This window comes from Parviterribacter multiflagellatus (genome assembly GCF_056863265.1).
In genome coordinates this window covers 159,361-174,708 of record NZ_JBXPIZ010000008.1, presented here as the reverse complement: position 1 = coordinate 174,708, position 15,348 = coordinate 159,361, and the positions used below count along the sequence as shown (strand labels likewise).

Here is a 15,348-nt window from a genome sequence, read left to right as displayed (position 1 = left end):
AGGGCATGAGCCCTGACATGGAGACGACGATCCCGGTCGCCGTCCGCGGCGACGTCGACCCGCGCGCGGTCGACCAGCTGCGCCGCTGCGCCGCCGCCGGCAGCGCCACGCGCGCCGCGCTGCAGGCCGACGGCCACGTGGGCTACTCGCAGCCGATCGGCGGCGCGATCGCGTACGCCGAGCACGTCTCGCCGTCCGGCGTCGGCTACGACATCGGCTGCGGGAACAAGGCGGTCCGCACCGACGTGCGCTACGAGGACGTCGCGACGAGCGTCGACGGGCTGATGGACCAGGTCGCCGCGCGCATCTCGTTCGGCGTCGGCCGCAAGAACGACGAGCCGGTCGACCACCCGGTCCTCGACAAGATCAAGACCGCCGACTTCGCGCCCCAGCGCGAGCTGCACGACATGGCGGCCAAGCAGCTGGGGACGGTCGGCAGCGGCAACCATTACGTGAACCTGTTCGCGGGCGACGACGGCTTCGTGTGGGTCGGCGTGCACTTCGGCTCGCGCGGGTTCGGCCACCGGACCGCGTCCGGGTTCCTCGCGCTCGCGCAGGGTCTGCGGTTCGACGAGCACGCGAAGGAGGGCGAGATGGACGCGCCGCCGACGCTGCTCGCCACCGACTCCGACCTCGGGCAGGCGTACATCAGCGCGATGCAGCTCGCGGGCGACTACGCGTACGCGGGCCGCGACGTCGTGGTCGAGCGCGTGCTGGAGATCCTCGGCGCCCGCGCGACCTACGAGGTGCACAACCACCACAACTACGCGTGGCGGGAGGAGCACGACGGCCGCGACGTGTGGGTGATCCGCAAGGGCTGCACGCCCGCGTTCCCGGGCCAGGAGGGCTTCGTCGGCGCGACGATGGGCGAGGACTCGGTGATCCTGCGCGGGACCGAGGACCCGGCCGGCGCCGAGCTGCTGTTCTCCACCGTCCACGGCGCGGGCCGCGTCATGTCGCGCACGAAGGCCGCGGGCAAGTCGCGCCGGCGCTGGGCGTGCTCCAACCGCGACTGCGACTGGGTGCAGCCGCCCCGGACGTCGAAGCCGGCCACGTGCCCGAACTGCGGCAACACGCGGTTCGGCAAGCGGCTGGTGGTGGAGCGGCCGGGCCTGGTCGACTGGCCGGCGGTGACCGAGCGCCTCGCGGCCTCCGGCATCGTCCTGCGCGGCGGCGGCGCCGACGAGGCGCCCGAGGCCTATAAGCGCCTCGACACCGTCCTCGCCGCGCAGGGCCCGACGATCGAGGTGCTCCACCGCCTGCGCCCGATCGGGGTCGCGATGGCGGGGATGGAGACGTTCGACCCGTACAAGGACTAGCCCAGAACGAGAGAAGCCCCGCGCTGGCGGGGCTTCTTCATGGGCGATACTGGGCTCGAACCAGTGACCTCCTGCTTGTCGAGCAGGCGCTCTCCCAGCTGAGCTAATCGCCCCTGGGAGGCGTCAGAGTAGCAGCGCGCGTGGCGGACACCAGCCGAGTTGTCCCACCTCCTACAGTGTGTGACCCCTGGCGTCGTGGCGGAGTGGCTACGCAGCGGCCTGCAAAGCCGTGTACACCGGTTCGATTCCGGTCGACGCCTCTGGTCGAGAGCCCCGCCGCCGCGGGGCTCTCGCCGTTCTCAGCCCTGGATCGTGGGCTGCGCGAGGAGCTGCGGGACGTTGACCTCCTTGGGGCGCGAGACGAGGTAGGCGAGCAGGTCCGCGAGGTGCTCGGTGGCGAGCGGCGGGGTCGACTGCTCCCACTGGCGCAGCGCCTCGATGTGGGCGGGGTCGGTCGCGTGGCCGCGCAGCTCGCTCTCGACGAGGCCGGGCTCGACGTTGGTCACGCGCACGCCCGCGGGCGCGAGCTCGAGGCGCAGGCCGGCCGCGAGCATCGTCACCGCCGCCTTCGTCGCGCAGTAGACCGCGTAGCCGTCGAAGCGCTGGTGGGCGGCGATCGACGAGACCGTGACGAGGTCGGCCGGGGCGCCGTCGGCGCCGGCCTCGAGCAGCGACGGGAGGAACGCGCGCGCCGTGCGCAGGACGCCGGTCACGTTGACGTCGACCATCTGCTCCTGCTCGGCGAACGGCTGGCTCGCGAACGTGCCGGGGAGCATCACGCCCGCGTTGGCGACGACGAGGTCGACCCGGCCGAAGCGGGCGGCGACCTGCGCGGCGGCGGCGTCGAGCGACGCGGCGTCCGCGACGTCCGCGGCGACCGCCAGCGCGCGCTCCTCGCCGCCGAGCGACGCGGCCAGCGCGGCGAGGCGGTCCGCGCGGCGGGCCAGCAGGGCGACCTGCGCGCCGCCCGCGGCCAGCGCGGTCGCGACGGCGGCGCCGATCCCGCTCGACGCGCCGGTGACGACGGCGACGCGGCCGTTCAGCGGGTGGGCGGTGGCGGTGGTGATGGGCGAGGTGGAAGTGCTCATGGCCCAACACGGTGCGAGCTCGAGCCGGCTCCAGCCAGATCCCTGCGGTTCCTGGGTCTCGCAGGACCACCATCCGCGCCGGCCGGTTTGCCAAGCTGCAGGGCGATGGCGGGCCAGCAGACGACCAACCTCGGCGAGTTCCTCGCGGCCCGCCGCGCCCGCGTGCGGCCCGAGGACGTCGGGCTCCCCGACTACGGCCGCCGCCGCGTGCCCGGCCTGCGCCGGGAGGAGCTGGCCCAGCTCGCCGGCGTCAGCGTCGACTACTACGTCCGGCTCGAGCAGGGCCGCGCCACCCACCCGTCCGCGGAGGTCCTCGACGCGATCGCCCGGGCGCTGCGCCTCGGCGAGCTCGAGCACCGCCACCTGCACGACCTCGCGAGCGCCCCGCGCGCCCGCCGCTCCCGCCCGGCGAAGGCCGAGCGCGCGCGGCCGGCGGTGCGGTGGCTGGTCGAGAGCCTGGCGACGACCCCCGCGTACGTCGTCACGCGGCGGCTCGACGTGCTGGCGTGGAACGCGGTCGGCCGCACGCTGCTCGGCGGCCTCGCGCACTTCGCGCCGGAGGAGCGCAACCTCGCGCGCCACACGTTCCTCAGCCCCGAGGCGCGCGACGTGTACGTCGACTGGGAGACCGTCGGCCACGACACCGCCGGCGCGCTGCGCTGGGCGGCCGGCCAGTGGCCCGACGACGAGCGACTCGCGGCGCTCGTGGGGGAGCTGTCGGTCAAGAGCGCCGAGTTCGCGCGGTGGTGGGCGACGGCCGACGTGTATGAGAAGGCGTTCGGCGTCAAGCGCTACGACCACCCGATCGTCGGCCGGCTGGAGCTGTCGTTCGAGACGCTCCACCTGCCCGGCGACGACGGCCAGATGCTGCTGACCTACACGGCGGAGCCGGGCTCGCCGAGCGAGACCGCGCTCCGCCTTCTCGCGCAGCTCGCCGCCGACGGCGAGCACGCGGCGCAGGCGGCGGGTTAGACCACCGTCCAGGGCTCGACGCGCCGCCCCGTCACCAGGTGCGCGGCGACGTACGGGTCGGCGTCCGCGAACGCGTCGATCTCCGCCGGGTCCTCGACGCGGAACACGAACACGCCGCCGTGCGGCGGGTCGCCGACCGCGCCGGCCATCACGAGCCGGCCGGTCGCCTTCCACTTGTCGATGTGCGCGAGGTGGTCGGGGCGGTGCGGGCCGCGCTTGGCGGCGATGTCCTCGACGTAGTCGTAGAAGAGCAGATGCAGGCGCTCGGGCATGAGGGCGCCGACGCTATCTGGGTTGCCGGACAACGCTGTTGCGCTTCGATGGACGCGCGTCACTCAAGCCGCCGGGTGCGCAGCCGAGCCAGGGGCCGATGCCTCCACTCTCCATTCGCGTCAAGCTGACCGCCACGATCGTCGCGATCGCCGTCGTCGCGGTCGCCGCCCTGACGCTGCTGGCGACCTCGCGCGCGACGTCCGAGGCGGAGTCGAGCGCCGAGCAGCGCCTCCGCGAGACCGCCGTCAGCCAGGCGCGCCAGACCGCCGGCGAGGTCGGGGCGGACTGGTCGATCGCCCGGACGCTCGCCGCCCAGCTCGGCGCGGCGACCGCCGGCGAGGACGACCGGATCGTCCGCGACATGCGCGCCATCGCCGCGCGCAACACGCAGGTCATCGGCGTCTACGCCGGCTGGGACGCCGGGGAGTTCCCCGGCCCGTTCGACGCCGTCAGCGGCAACGTCGACGACCGCGTGGGCGCCTGGTGGATCCGCGACGGCGAGAAGCTCACGCTCAGCGCGCTGATGACCGATCCGATCAGCGACGAGGACCCGAACGACGACTGGTTCACCGCCGTCCGGCGCAACAACGCCGACACGGTCGTCGAGCCGTACGTCGACGAGATCACGAACGTCCTGATGACGAGCTACCTGTCGCCGATCCAGCGCGACGGCGAGTTCGTCGGCATGACCGGGGTCGACGTCGGCCTCGACGACCTGAGCGCCGCGGTGGCGAAGGTCAAGCTCTACGACAGCGGCGAGGGCCTGCTCGTCACCGGCGCCGGCACCGTGATCGGCACCGGCCGCAGCGGGCAGGTCGGCAAGGCGACGCTCGCCACGCTGGCCAGGAAGACGCCCGCGCTGAAGCAGGTCGCGGACGCCGTCGCCGACGGCCGCGCCGGGCAGCTGCGCGCGACGAACCCGTTCACGGGCGAGGAGTCGTTCGTGAGCTGGGCGCCGGTCGAGGGGCCGGGCTGGGCCTTCGTCGCGTTCGCGCCGGTGGACGAGGTCCTCGCGAGCGCGCACGCGACGCGCCGCGACCTCCTCCTGCTCGGCCTGCTCGCCATCGTCGTCATCGCCGCCGCGACCGTCGCCGTCGCGTCGCGCATCACCCGCCCGATCGTCGCTGTCGCCGACGCTGCGGACCGCATCGCGGACGGCGATCTGCGCGTCGAGCTCGATACGCGCGCGACCGACGAGAGCGGCCGGATGGCGCGCGCGTTCGCGCGGATGACTGCGAGCCTGCGCGAGACGGCTGCCGCGGCCGAGGAGATCGCGGACGGCAACCTCGACGTCGAGGTGCGCCCGCGCTCCGAGCACGACGCGCTCGGCGCCGCGATCGCCCGGATGACCGAGCAGCTGCGCGCGCTGATCGCGGAGCTGGGCAGGGCCGCGGGGACGCTGCACGGCTCCTCGCGCGACATGGCCGCCACGTCGAGCGAGTCCGGCCGTGCGGTGGAGCAGATCGCCGGCGCGATCGGCGACATCGCGTCCGGCGCCGAGCGTCAAGCGCAGAGCGTCGAGCAGCTCCGCGCGATGGCCGAGGAGCTGGCGGACATCATCGCCCGCAACACCGAGGGCGCCGCGCGCACGCGCGACGCGGCCGAGGAGGCCGCGGGCCTGGCGCGCGACGGCGCGGAGGTCGTCGAGCGCGCCACCGGGGCGATGCGCCAGCTGCAGGACGCGTCGGAGGAGACCGGCGCGGCCATCCGCGCGCTGGGCGAGAAGTCGCTGGAGATCACCGGGATGGTCGAGACGATCACCGAGATCGCCGACCAGACCAACCTGCTCGCGCTCAACGCCGCCATCGAGGCCGCGCGGGCGGGCGAGCAGGGCCGCGGGTTCGCGGTCGTCGCCGACGAGGTCCGCAAGCTCGCCGACGACTCGCGGGACGCCGCCGCGTCGATCGCCACGCTCGCCGGCGACATCCAGGCCGACACCAGCCGCGTCGTCGGCGTCGTCGAGGCGTCGACCGAGCGCACCGCGGACGGCTCCGCCGTGGTCGCCCAGGCCGGTGCGGCGTTCGCCCAGATCGGCGACGCGACCGCCGACGTCACCGGCCGTGCGCTCGAGATGGGGGAGACCGCGCGCGCCGTCGCGGGGCTCGCGGAGCGGATGCAGCAGGAGATCGACCAGGTCGCGCTCGTCGTGGAGTCCGCGTCCGCGACCACCGAGGAGGTCGCCGCGTCGGCGCAGGAGTCGTCGGCGTCCTCGCAGGAGATCGTGGCGTCCGCGCAGCACCTGGCCGAGCACGCCGACACGCTGTCGGCGCTTGTCGGGCGCTTCCGCGTGACGCGCTGAGCCCGGATCGCTCCTTCGGACGATGGCGAGGCTCGTCGGCCGGCCGTACGGTCGGCCGATGAGCCACACGCAGACGGTCACCGAGATCTACGCGGCGTTCGGCCGCGGCGACGTGCCGGCGATCCTCGACCGGCTGGCCGAGGACGTCGCGTGGGAGCGCCACCCGCACGGCAACGCGGCGCAGCAGGCCGGCGTGCCGTGGCTGGCAGAGCGGACCGGGCGCGAGAGCGTCGCGGGCTTCTTCGCGGTGCTCGCCGAGCAGCTGGACATCCGCAGCTTCGCGGTGACGGAGCTGCTCGCGGGTGAACGCAGCGTGTGCGCGGTGGTGGAGATCGAGGCGCGCGTCCGGGTGACCGGTACCGTCTACCGCGACAGCGAGCTGCACCTGTGGGAGCTCGGCCCGGACGGCAAGGTCGTGCGCTTCCGCCACTTCACCGACACGGCGAAGCACATCGCCGCCGCCGGCGTGCAGGCGCCCGCGGTGGTGTGAGCGCGCCGCGCGCGGCCCGCCGGCCCTCCCTCCGGCGGGCCTCGCGCGGCGCCACCGCAACTTCCTGTGGGCGGCGGCGTTGACTGGAGGCGATGCCGGCAAGGACGACGGTGAGGAATTGGTGGAGGGCGCTCTTCGCGGCGGCGGTCGCGACGCTCCTCCTCGCCGGTGCGGCGCCGGGGACGGCGCGGGCGATCCCGCCCGGGGGGACGTTCGTCGCCAAGGTCAAGCCGGGCACGACCGTCCTGCTGCGGCGTGCGGGTGCGCGGGACGTGCGCCCGGCGGTCGTGCGGCGGGCTGCGGCGCGCGGGCGCAGCCGGGCGCGGCGGACGACGTTCCGCGTCCCGGAGGCCGCTCGCGCCGGGCGGTGGCGGGTCCTCGCCTGCGCGGGCCGGCCGCGGCGGTGCCGGACGCTGCGGACCGTGCGCGTGGACGAGCCGCGGGCTCCCGCGCGGCCGGACCCGATGCCGGCTCCCGCGCCCGTGCCGCGCCCCGCGCGCACCGTTCCGACCCCGCCGCCGGTGCCGCCCGCACCGCCGGCGCCCGTCCCCGAGCCGCCGCCGTCGACCGCGCCGCTGGCGATCCGCGAGTGCGGCCTCCCGGGCGCCGCCGCCGACGACCCCGCCGAGCGCTTCACCCAGCTCTTCGCCGCCTCTCGCACGGGGTGGAGCGGCGGCGACGCTGCGCTCTCCGTGCCGCTCGCGGGCGGCCGCTCGCTGTGGCTGTTCGGGGACTCGTTCGTGGGCGGCGTGCGCGACGGCGGGACGCGCGACCCGGCCGCGCGGCTCGTCCGCAACACGGTCGTGCTGCAGGACGGCGGCTGCCTGGAGACGTTCGCGACGGGGACGGCCGAGCGGCCCGGGCCCTGGCTCGCGCACCCGGACGGCGACGACGTGCGGTGGTGGTGGCCGGCGGGCGGTGTGGCCGCGGCGGACGGCGGCGGCGCGCAGCTCTTCGTGATCCGCATGCGGCGCGCGGGCACGGGCGGCGGCATGTGGGACTTCGCGATCGACGGCAGCGCGCTCGTCGACGTGCGCGCGCCCGGGTTCGTGCCCGGCGCGCCGGTCGAGCTGCCCACGCGGCCCGGCGTCTACCTCGGCGTCGCGACCGTCACGACGCCGGACGCGACCTACGTGTACGGCATCGACGACCTCGCGCACCGGCCCGTCGTCGCCCGCACCGCGCCGGGCGCGCTCGCGGGCCCGTACGCGTGGTGGGACGGGAGCGGCTGGTCGCCCGACCCGCACGCCGCGACGCACCTGACGTCGGCGGCGACCGGTGCGCAGGTGAGCGTCGTCGCGACCGAGACCGGCTACACGATGCTCGAGCAACCGCCGTTCTCCTCCCTGCTGATCGCGTGGGACGCCCCAGCGCCCCAGGGCCCGTGGACCCGCCGCGGCAAGGTCGCCACGCTCCCGGTCCCGGCGAACGGCTTCGCGTACAACGCCGCCGCGCACCCGCAGTTCGGCACGGCCGGCGGCCTGCTCGTCGGGACCAGCCACAACGCCACGGTCTTCGCCGACGTGTTCGCGGACGCGCTCCTCTACCGCCCCCGGTTCGTCCGGGCGACGCCGTAGGTCAGGCGAACAGCTCGTCGACCGACACCTCGATCTTGCGGGTCGCGGCGATCTCGCCGCCGAAGCCCGGCACCGCATCCACGCCCGTGCGCCGCACGGCGAAGTGCGACTGCACCTCCTTGGTCAGGTAGCGGGAGGGGCGGCCGTACCCGTGCGCGTCGTCGCGGCCGTGCGGGCGGTGGTGGAAGCGGGCGGGGACGTAGACCGAGAGCGAGCGGCGCGCACGGGTGAGGCCGACGTAGAGGAGCCGGCGCTCCTCCCGCACCTCCTCGCGCGAGCCCGCCGACATGCACGCGGGGAAGTTGCCGTCGTAGACCGCGAGCAGGTGCACCGCCTGCCACTCCAGGCCCTTCGCGGAGTGCACGGTCGACAGCACGAGCCAGTCGTCGTCGAGCAGCGGCGGCCCGGCCAGGTCCTGCGTCGACGACGGCGGGTCGAGCAGCAGCTCGGACACGAACGTCGTCAGGTCCGCCGCCTCGCCGGCCGCGCCGACGAGCGCCTCGAGGTCCTCCAGCCGCACCGGCGCGTCCGGGTAGTGCGCGCGGATCAGCGGGACGAGCGCCTCGTGCAGCATGCCCGCGCGATCGGCCGCCGAGAGGTCCCGGTCGCCGCGCGCGGCGGCGAGGGCGGTCAGGACCGCGGTGGCGTGCTCGTGCGCGGAGGAGGGGAGCGCGGCGAGGGCCGTGTCCCAGCCCGCGCGTGACCCCGGCGGGTCGGCGGTGAGCAGCGCCGTGACCGCCCGCCGCGCCCGCGCCGGCCCGACGCCCTCCACGAGCTGCAGCACGCGGAACCACGACATCTCGTCCGACGGGTTCTCCGCCAGCCGCAGCAGCGCGAGGAAGTCCTTCACGTGCGCCGCCTCCAGGTAGCGCAGCCCGCCGTACTTGACGAACGGCACGCGCCGCCGCGCGAGCTCGAGCTCCAGCAGGTCGGAGTCGTGCGACGTGCGCATCAGCACCGCCTGCTCGCGCAGCAGCATGCCCTGCTCGCGCGCCTCGAGCACCGCGTCGCAGACCAGCGACGCCTCCTGCGACGCGTCGCGGCAGAAGACGAGCGCGGGCGACGAGCCGCCCGACCGCTGCGCCCGCAGCACCTTGCGGAAGCCGCCGTCGTCCTGCGCCGCCACCGCGTTCGCGACGTCGAGGATCGGCTGCGTCGAGCGGTAGTTGCGCTCCAGCGTCACCACGTGCGCGTCCGGGAAGTGCTGCGGGAAGTCGAGGATGTGCTGCGCGCTCGCGGAGCGGAACCCGTAGATCGCCTGGAAGTCGTCGCCGACCGCCGTCACGTCCCGCGAGGCGCCCGACCGCAGCCCGCGCACGATGTCGACCTGCAGCCCGTTGACGTCCTGGTACTCGTCGACGAGCACGTGGTCGAAGCTGTCCGCGATCCGCGCGCCGACCACCTCGTCGCGCACCAGCGCCCGCCAGAACAGCAGCAGGTCGTCGAGGTCGAGCACGCCGAGCGCCCGCTTGCGCGCGGTGTACGCGCGGAACAGCCCGCTCAGCGCGTCGGCGTGCTCCTCCACCCAGGGGAACGCGTCGGCCAGCACCTCGCGCAGCGGCGCCTGCGCGTTGACCGTCCGCGAGTAGATGTCCGCCAGCGTGTGCTTGCGCGGGAACCGCTTCGCGCCCGGAGATCCGCTGCCCGCGGCGTAGCCCTGCTCCTCTCGGATCAGGTCCAGCAGGTCCGCCGCGTCGCCCGCATCGAGCAGGGTGAACCCGGGCGAGAGCCCCAGCGACGACGCGTGCGCCCGCACCAGCCGGTGCGCCACCGCGTGGAACGTCCCGCCGACGATCCGCCGCGCGCCCGGCGCCCGTCCCGCCGCGCGCTGGAGCATCTCTCGCGCCGCCCGCCGGGTGAACGTCAGCAGCAGCACCCGCTCGGGCGCGGCCCCCGCATCGAGCAGCCACTCCACGCGCGCGCAGAGCGTCGTCGTCTTGCCGGTCCCCGCGCCGGCGAGCACCAGCAGCGGCCCGCCCGGATGGGTGGCAGCGGCCAGCTGCTCGGGGTTCAGCTCTGAGCCATCGAACATCTGTTCCCGGACGCTACGGACCGCCTCGGACGGCCCGCAACGCCCCGCCCGCGGACAAAAGTCTTCAAATCCGATCCGGAATGTGTATCTTCCCCGCATCATGATCTCGACTGAGAAACTCAAGAACGGCCGCAGCCTCCGGTGGGGCGGGATCGCGGCGGTGCTGGCGTCGTCCCTGGCGCTCGCGGCGTGCGGTGGCGCGGACGACTCCTCCGGCGGCGAGGCCACGGCTTCATCCGGCGAGGGCGGCGGCGGAGGGTCCCTCAGTCTCGTGGCGTACTCGACGCCCGAGGTCGTGTACGACGAGATCATCCCCGACTTCAACAAGACGCCGGAGGGCAAGGGCGTCGAGTTCAAGACCTCGTTCGGCGCGTCCGGCGAGCAGTCCCGCGCCGTCGAGTCCGGCCTGAAGGCGGACGTCGTCTCGTTCTCCGTCGAGCCCGACATCGAGCGCCTCGTCAAGGCCGGCCTGGTCGACGCGAGCTGGAACCAGGCCCCGCACGACGGCCTCGTGACGACCTCCGTCGTCTCCTTCGTCGTCCGCAAGGGCAACCCGAAGAACATCAAGACGTGGGACGACCTCCTCAAGCCCGGGATCAAGGTCGTCACCCCGAACCCGTTCACCTCCGGCGCGGCGAAGTGGAACCTCCTCGGCGCCTACGCGCACGGCGGCATCGAGTACGTCGAGAAGCTCATCCACGACCACGTCGAGGTCCAGCCGAAGTCCGGCCGCGAGGCGCTGCAGGCCTTCACCGGCGGCGAGGGCGACGTGCTCCTCTCCTACGAGTACGAGGCGACCACCGCCCAGAAGAAGGGCGAGGAGGTCGAGTACGTGATCCCGCCGGACACGCTCAAGATCGACATCACGATCGGCAAGACCAAGGACGCCCCCGAGGTCGCCCAGAAGTTCCTCGACTACGTCCTCTCCGCGCCCGCCCAGCAGCGCTTCGCGGACTGGGGCTACCGCCCGGTCGACGAGGCGACGCTCGAGAAGAACAAGGCGAAGTTCCCGGAGCCCGAGACGCTGAAGACGATCGACGACCTCGGCGGCTGGTCGAAGGTCAACGACGAGCTCTTCGACCCTGAGAAGGGCTCGATCGCGAAGATCGAGGAAGAGGCCGGAGTGTCGACGGCCAAGTGAGCACCGTCGCCGCACCCACGCGCGCAGGCGCGACGGGCCGGCGGGCCTGGAGGCCGGGGGCGTCCGCCCTCGGCCTCGGCGTCGCCTCCCTCTGGCTCAGCCTGATCGTCCTCCTGCCGCTCGCGGCGGTGGTCGATCGCTCGCTGCAGGAGGGCCTGGGCGACTTCTGGGACTCGGTCACGAGCCGCCAGGCCGTCTCGGCCCTCCAGTTCACGCTGCTGGTCTCGCTCGGGGTCGCGGCGGTCAACGCGGTCATGGGGACGTTGATCGCCTGGGTCCTCGTCCGCGACGACTTCCGCGGCAAGTCGTTCGTCAACGCGCTGATCGACCTGCCGTTCGCGCTGCCGACGATCGTCGCCGGCCTGACGCTGCTCGCCCTCTACGGCGACGCGATCGCCTACACGAAGACCGCGGTGGTGCTGGCGCTGCTGTTCGTGACGCTGCCGTTCGTCGTCCGCGCGGTCCAGCCGGTGCTGCAGGAGCTCGACACGGAGATGGAGCAGGCCGCGCAGTCGCTCGGCGCGTCCGACTTCACGGTCTTCCGCCGCATCGTCCTGCCCAACCTGGTCCCGGCGATCGTCTCGGGCGTCGCGCTCGCGTTCGCGCGGGCGGTCGGCGAGTTCGGCTCGGTCGTCCTGATCTCCGGCAACAAGCCGTTCGACACGCAGGTGTCGGCGGTCTACGCGTACAAGCAGATCGAGTCCGACAACATCGGCGGTGCTGCGGCGGTCTCGGTGGTGCTGCTGCTCGTCTCGCTGCTGGTGCTGATCGGGCTGCGCCTGATCGAGCGGTGGGGGACCCGGCACGATGGCTAGGCGCCTCTCGCTCCGCTTCGTCGCGCTCGGCTACCTCGGCGCGATCCTCGCCGTGCCGGTCGCGCTCGTCGTCTACAAGACGTTCGAGCCGGGCCTGGGCTCGGTGTGGGGCTCGATCACCACGCCGGCCGCCCAGCACGCGTTCTACCTCACGGTCCTCGTGACCGCGATCGCCGTCCCGCTCAACACGGTCTTCGGCGTCATCACCGCGCTCGTCCTGACGCGCTCGAACATCCGCGGCAAGGCGCTGCTGGAGGCGCTGATCGACCTGCCGTTCGCGGTCTCGCCGGTCGTCGTCGGCCTCGCGCTCCTGCTCGTCTACGGGCGCATCGGGTGGTTCGGGGACGAGCTGACCGAGCTGGGCATCCAGGTGATCTTCAGCCTCCCGGGCATCGTCCTGGCGACGATCTTCGTCTCGCTCCCGTTCGTCGTCCGCGAGGTCGCGCCGGTGCTGCGCGAGATCGGGACCGACCAGGAGCAGGCCGCCCAGACGCTCGGCGCGAACGGGTGGCAGACGTTCCGCCGCATCACGCTCCCGGCGATCCGCTGGGGCCTGATCTACGGCATCGTCCTGTCGACCGCCCGCGCGCTCGGCGAGTTCGGCGCCGTCTCGATCGTCTCCGGCAAGGTGTCGGGGGAGACCGAGACGCTCACGCTGCTCGTCGAGAAGCGCTTCCAGAACTTCGACCTGGCCGGGGCGTACGCCGCCTCGACCCTGCTGGCGCTGCTCGCGCTGGCGGTGCTGCTCGCCATGACCCTGCTGGAACGCAGGCGGCAGAAGGAGGGAACCTAGATGGCCATCGAGGTCAAGGGCGTCTCGAAGCGCTTCGGCGACTTCCAGGCGCTGGAGGACGTCTCGCTGACGGTCCGCGACGGCTCGCTGACCGCGCTGCTCGGCCCGTCGGGCGGCGGCAAGTCGACGCTCCTGCGCGTGATCGCGGGCCTGGAGACGCCGGACGCCGGCACCGTGCACATCGGCGGCGAGGACGTCACCGGGCGGCCCGTGCAGTCGCGCGGCGTCGGGTTCGTGTTCCAGCACTACGCGGCGTTCAAGCACATGACGGTGCGCGACAACGTGGCGTTCGGGCTGCAGATCCGCAAGACGCCCAAGCAGGAGATCCGCGATCGGGTCGACGAGCTGCTCAAGCTCGTCCACCTCGACGGCTTCCAGGGCCGCTACCCCAACCAGCTCTCGGGCGGCCAGCGCCAGCGCATGGCCCTCGCCCGCGCGCTGGCGGTGCAGCCCGAGGTGCTCCTGCTCGACGAGCCGTTCGGCGCGCTCGACGCCAACGTCCGCAAGGAGCTGCGCGAGTGGCTCCGCCGCCTGCACGACGAGGTCCACGTCACGACGATCTTCGTGACCCACGACCAGGAGGAGGCGATGGAGGTCTCCGAGCAGATCGCCGTCCTCAACCACGGCAGGATCGAGCAGGCCGGCACGCCGGACGAGCTGTACGACGAGCCCTCGAACGCGTTCGTCATGGGCTTCGTCGGGCCGGTCTCGCAGCTCGGCGGCCGGCTCGTGCGCCCGCACGACCTCACCGTCCTGGAGGAGGCCGAGCCGGGTGCGCTGGAGGCGATCGTCGAGCGCATCATCCGCGTCGGCTTCGAGGTGCGGCTCGAGCTCGCGCTCGGCGAGGGGGAGCCGGTCACCGCGCTGCTCACCAAGGACGAGGCCGACGCGCTCGAGCTGGTCGAGGGCCAGATCGTGTGGCTGCGGCCCGACCGCGTGCGCGAGTTCAGCGCCGCCTAAGGGCGGCGCCGGCTGCCCCGCCCGCGGCGGCCGCCCACCGGCGGCTGCTGCGGGACGAGCCGGACGGTCGCCGTCACCTCGGAGGTGCAGGTGACGGCGACCCACGCGTTCGAGCAGCTCTCGCGGCCGCTCGTGCGGACGGTCACCGCCCGCCGCGACCGGAGGAGCTCGTCCACCCGCAGGCTCCCACGGGTCTCGAGGGGGTTGGCCTCGTACGCGATCGCGGTCCACGGCCGCGCGGAGCACCCCGGGACGTCCTCGATGATCGGCGCGATGAGCGTGGCGGCCGGGCGGCGAGGATCGGGTGGGGCGAAGTCGGCCTGCGCCGCGAGCGTCCCGGTGCCGACGCACGCCCCGACGTCCGCGGGCCGCCACGTCGGATCGGTGAACCGCGTCTGCGGGCACGGCCGCGTCGCGACGTTCCCTGTGGCGGTGCGGGTCGCGGTGATCGGGACGAGCATCTTCGTCCCTCCGCGCGTGAGCACGTACGTCATCGAGTCGCGCCCGGTCATCAGCAGCCGCACGCGGACGGCGGCGGAGGTGCGGAACGTGATGGTCTCGGCGCCCTGCCCGCGGACCTCGATGCCGTCGCGGCACATGGCGGGCTCGGCGGGTGCGGCGCCGAAGGTGCGGGTCTTCGTGCCCTCGATCGTGAGCAGGAAGTCGCGGGTGTGCACGTTGCCGGCGTGCGCGGCGGGCGCGGCGGCCCCGACAGCGGCTGCGACCGTCACCGCGGTGAGCCACCGCCCGCGGCTCACCGCTTGACCTCGCAGTGCCTGGTGCGGACGCCGGGCCGCACGTTCACGATGTCCCTGCCCGGCCCGCAGTCGATGACGGCGCGGCTGGAGAAGTTGTTCACGTGGTCGTTCCCAGGACCCGCGTCGACGCTGGCGGGTACGCCGAAGGCGACGGTGATGAAGTCGTCGCCCGCGCCGCCGTCGATCCGGTCGTGGCCGCCCGACGTGCTGATCTGGTCCCGTCCTGGGCCGCCCTCGATCACGTCGTCGTCCTGCGTGTCCGGCTTGCGGTCGTCCTGGTCGTTGATCGCGTCGTTGCCCGGCCCGCCCTCGATGCGGTCGTCGCCCGCGTCGCCGTCGATCTCGTCGTGCCCCTCGCCGGCGACGATCACGGTGGGGATCGTCTCCTCGCTCCCGCCGAGGAAGTCGCTGCCGCCTGCCAGCTCGAAGCGGATCAGCGTGATCGGCATCGGGCGGCAGAGGACGTACGGGCCGATCCGGTCGCGGCAGACCGGGAGGCCGGCGGCGCACGGCGTGCCCTCCTCCACCGCGTGCTCCTGGCAGTAGTCGCCGACGAGCCGCGCGTGGGCGATCTTGAACCAGTCCTCGTCGAGGTCGTAGCCCGGCCCGTCGCGCCCAGCGGTGCCGCGGATCGTCCACACGCCGGCCGCGTACGACGCGGTGACGGCGTTCGCCCCGATGCCGCCGCCGCGCACGCCGCTGCCGGCCACGCCCTCGACCGTGAGGAGCAGCAGCACGAGGGCGAGGGCGAGGGCGAGCGACAGCGAAGGCGGCGGGAGATGGCGGACCATGCGGCCGGACGCTCGCGCACGCCGCGGCGGGCCGCATCGG

14 protein-coding genes and 2 tRNA genes are annotated in these 15,348 nt (G+C 73.9%); 10 read left to right on the top strand and 6 right to left on the bottom strand.

Going from position 1 to position 15,348, the window contains the following annotated elements:
• Positions 1–5 precede the first annotated feature (5 nt).
• On the top strand, positions 6–1,319 hold the full coding sequence (locus AC1UE5_RS18100) for an RtcB family protein (RefSeq protein WP_482926068.1): 1,314 nt from the start codon (positions 6–8) through the stop codon (positions 1,317–1,319).
• A 40-nt stretch (positions 1,320–1,359) separates the two neighbouring features.
• Here AC1UE5_RS18100 and AC1UE5_RS18095 read toward each other — a convergent pair.
• Positions 1,360–1,432, bottom strand: a tRNA-Val gene (locus AC1UE5_RS18095).
• Between the two features lie 76 nt (positions 1,433–1,508).
• Here AC1UE5_RS18095 and AC1UE5_RS18090 point away from each other — a divergent pair.
• A tRNA-Cys gene (locus AC1UE5_RS18090) sits at positions 1,509–1,579 on the top strand.
• A gap of 39 nt (positions 1,580–1,618) precedes the next feature.
• Here AC1UE5_RS18090 and AC1UE5_RS18085 read toward each other — a convergent pair.
• A complete protein-coding gene (locus AC1UE5_RS18085) occupies positions 1,619–2,407 on the bottom strand; it encodes an SDR family oxidoreductase (protein ID WP_482926066.1) in 789 nt (262 codons plus the stop codon).
• Between the two features lie 105 nt (positions 2,408–2,512).
• On the opposite strand from AC1UE5_RS18085, the gene AC1UE5_RS18080 reads away from it, so the two are divergent.
• Complete coding sequence (locus AC1UE5_RS18080) at positions 2,513–3,379, top strand: helix-turn-helix domain-containing protein (RefSeq protein WP_482926064.1); 867 nt, start codon at positions 2,513–2,515, stop codon at positions 3,377–3,379.
• Here the strand turns inward: AC1UE5_RS18080 and AC1UE5_RS18075 are convergent.
• On the bottom strand, positions 3,376–3,651 hold the full coding sequence (locus AC1UE5_RS18075) for a YciI family protein (protein WP_482926062.1): 276 nt from the start codon (positions 3,649–3,651) through the stop codon (positions 3,376–3,378). The two genes, AC1UE5_RS18080 and AC1UE5_RS18075, sit on opposite strands and share 4 nt — an antisense overlap.
• A 98-nt stretch (positions 3,652–3,749) precedes the next feature.
• On the opposite strand from AC1UE5_RS18075, the gene AC1UE5_RS18070 reads away from it, so the two are divergent.
• From AC1UE5_RS18070 to AC1UE5_RS18060, 3 genes are all read left to right on the top strand, one after another.
• Positions 3,750–5,951, top strand: coding sequence for a methyl-accepting chemotaxis protein (locus tag AC1UE5_RS18070; RefSeq protein ID WP_482926060.1), 2,202 nt, complete (start codon positions 3,750–3,752; stop codon positions 5,949–5,951).
• Between the two features lie 58 nt (positions 5,952–6,009).
• The gene (locus AC1UE5_RS18065) at positions 6,010–6,441 is read left to right on the top strand and encodes a nuclear transport factor 2 family protein (protein WP_482926058.1); all 432 of its coding nucleotides are present in this window, start codon (positions 6,010–6,012) and stop codon (positions 6,439–6,441) included.
• A 92-nt stretch (positions 6,442–6,533) separates the two neighbouring features.
• Positions 6,534–8,018, top strand: coding sequence for a DUF5005 domain-containing protein (locus tag AC1UE5_RS18060; RefSeq protein ID WP_482926056.1), 1,485 nt, complete (start codon positions 6,534–6,536; stop codon positions 8,016–8,018).
• A 1-nt stretch (position 8,019) separates the two neighbouring features.
• Here the strand turns inward: AC1UE5_RS18060 and AC1UE5_RS18055 are convergent, their stop codons facing one another.
• Positions 8,020–10,050: an ATP-dependent helicase gene (locus AC1UE5_RS18055; protein ID WP_482926054.1), complete on the bottom strand. Its 2,031-nt coding sequence runs from the start codon at positions 10,048–10,050 to the stop codon at positions 8,020–8,022.
• Between the two features lie 100 nt (positions 10,051–10,150).
• On the opposite strand from AC1UE5_RS18055, the gene AC1UE5_RS18050 reads away from it, so the two are divergent.
• The 4 genes from AC1UE5_RS18050 to AC1UE5_RS18035 are packed head-to-tail and all read left to right on the top strand — an operon-like array spanning position 10,151 to position 13,759.
• Positions 10,151–11,191: an extracellular solute-binding protein gene (locus AC1UE5_RS18050; RefSeq protein WP_482926052.1), complete on the top strand. Its 1,041-nt coding sequence runs from the start codon at positions 10,151–10,153 to the stop codon at positions 11,189–11,191.
• Complete coding sequence (gene cysT, locus AC1UE5_RS18045; RefSeq protein WP_482926050.1) at positions 11,188–12,006, top strand: sulfate ABC transporter permease subunit CysT; 819 nt, start codon at positions 11,188–11,190, stop codon at positions 12,004–12,006. The genes AC1UE5_RS18050 and cysT overlap by 4 nt, the downstream gene beginning before the upstream one ends.
• Positions 11,999–12,799 (top strand): sulfate ABC transporter permease subunit CysW, encoded by an 801-nt coding sequence (cysW, locus tag AC1UE5_RS18040; RefSeq protein ID WP_482926048.1) that lies wholly within the window; start codon positions 11,999–12,001, stop codon positions 12,797–12,799. The genes cysT and cysW overlap by 8 nt, the downstream gene beginning before the upstream one ends.
• Positions 12,800–13,759 (top strand): sulfate/molybdate ABC transporter ATP-binding protein, encoded by a 960-nt coding sequence (locus AC1UE5_RS18035; protein ID WP_482926046.1) that lies wholly within the window; start codon positions 12,800–12,802, stop codon positions 13,757–13,759.
• Here AC1UE5_RS18035 and AC1UE5_RS18030 read toward each other — a convergent pair.
• Together AC1UE5_RS18030 and AC1UE5_RS18025 are read right to left on the bottom strand one after the other, a co-directional pair.
• Positions 13,756–14,517 (bottom strand): hypothetical protein, encoded by a 762-nt coding sequence (locus AC1UE5_RS18030; RefSeq protein ID WP_482926044.1) that lies wholly within the window; start codon positions 14,515–14,517, stop codon positions 13,756–13,758. The two genes, AC1UE5_RS18035 and AC1UE5_RS18030, sit on opposite strands and share 4 nt — an antisense overlap.
• A complete protein-coding gene (locus AC1UE5_RS18025; RefSeq protein ID WP_482926042.1) occupies positions 14,514–15,308 on the bottom strand; it encodes a hypothetical protein in 795 nt (264 codons plus the stop codon). The genes AC1UE5_RS18030 and AC1UE5_RS18025 overlap by 4 nt, the downstream gene beginning before the upstream one ends.
• Between the last annotated feature and the right edge of the window lie 40 nt (positions 15,309–15,348).